Annotated in this window: 2 protein-coding genes; one reads left to right on the top strand and one right to left on the bottom strand. The window is 61.6% G+C overall.

Going from position 1 to position 1,191, the window contains the following annotated elements; genetic code table 11:
* Positions 1–790 (bottom strand): polyprenyl synthetase family protein (locus EN893_RS34770; RefSeq protein WP_164901424.1); only part of this gene is annotated, 790 nt, incomplete at its 3' end.
* A 203-nt stretch (positions 791–993) separates the two neighbouring features.
* Between EN893_RS34770 and EN893_RS34765 the strand changes: the two genes are divergently transcribed.
* The coding region (locus EN893_RS34765) for a DUF2007 domain-containing protein (RefSeq protein WP_164901423.1) at positions 994–1,191 on the top strand (198 nt) is incomplete at its 3' end.

Below are 1,191 nucleotides of genomic sequence, written 5' to 3'. Positions count from 1 at the left end.
CTTTCGTCCCCCGCCGATAGGCGAGAATGACCGGCAAGGTCACCTTGCCTTCGCGGAAATCGTCGCCGACATTCTTGCCGAGATCCTTGCTGGTGCCGCCATAGTCCAGCGCGTCATCGATCAGCTGGAAGGCAAGGCCGAGATTCATGCCGTAGGAGCGCAGCGCCGCACGATCGTTGCGGGTCGCCTGGGCAATGACGGGCCCTACCTCGGCAGCAGCCGAAAAAAGTGCGGCGGTCTTGGCCTTGATGACGGCGAAATGCTCGTCCTCGGTGGTTTCGAGGTTCTTGGCGGCGGCAAGCTGCATAACCTCGCCCTCGGCGATGATCGAGGCAGCACTCGACAGGATATCGAGCGCTTCGAGCGAGCCGACATCGACCATCATGCGGAAAGCCTGGCCGAGCAGGAAGTCGCCGACCAGCACGCTTGCCTGGTTGCCCCAGATCATGCGGGCGGTCTTCTTGCCGCGCCGCATGCCGCTCTCGTCGACGACATCGTCGTGCAGCAGCGTCGCCGTGTGCATGAATTCGACGGAGGTGGCGAGCTTGACGTGGCCCTCGCCGGCATAGCCGAACATCTGCGCGGCGGCGAGCGTCAGCATCGGCCGCAGCCGTTTGCCGCCGGACGAGATCAGATGATTGGCGACCTCCGGGATCATCTCGACGTCGGAGCCGGCCTTGGACAGGATCAATTCATTGACGCGCCCCATATCGGCGGCAGTCAGATCGATCAGATCCTTGATGGAGGCGGGCTCCCGCTTCCCGTTTTCGATGTTGAGAACGACACCCACGACAATCACTCCCGTCTTGGTATAGAGCGTGCGACGGCACCCTTAGTCCCTGCATGGACTCTAGGGCGGCGGACATGGCCACGGCAAGTGGCGAATTGGCGCGGCGTCGATGACGGAATGTCAACGACCACAGAGGGAACGGGGCTCTGCCTCGGAATCCCCTGCCCGTTTACATCAATAGCGCAAACTGCGAGTTTCATACGATGATAGAACTTGTCCGCACCAACGATGCCGTGATCATCTCCTTTGTGGAATCGCTGATGCGCGACGCCGGCATCGCCTGCTTTGTCGCCGATCAGAATATGAGCATTCTCGAAGGATCGATCGGTCTTTTGCAGAAACGCGTCATGGTCGACGCCGACCAGGCCGACGCGGCACGGCGCATCCTCAGGGATGCCGGC

The organism is Mesorhizobium sp. M7A.F.Ca.CA.004.04.2.1, assembly GCF_004022825.1.
GTDB lineage: Bacteria > Pseudomonadota > Alphaproteobacteria > Rhizobiales > Rhizobiaceae > Mesorhizobium.
The sequence above is the reverse complement of the archived record's forward strand: the minus strand, read 5'-3'. Positions and strand labels throughout refer to the sequence as shown.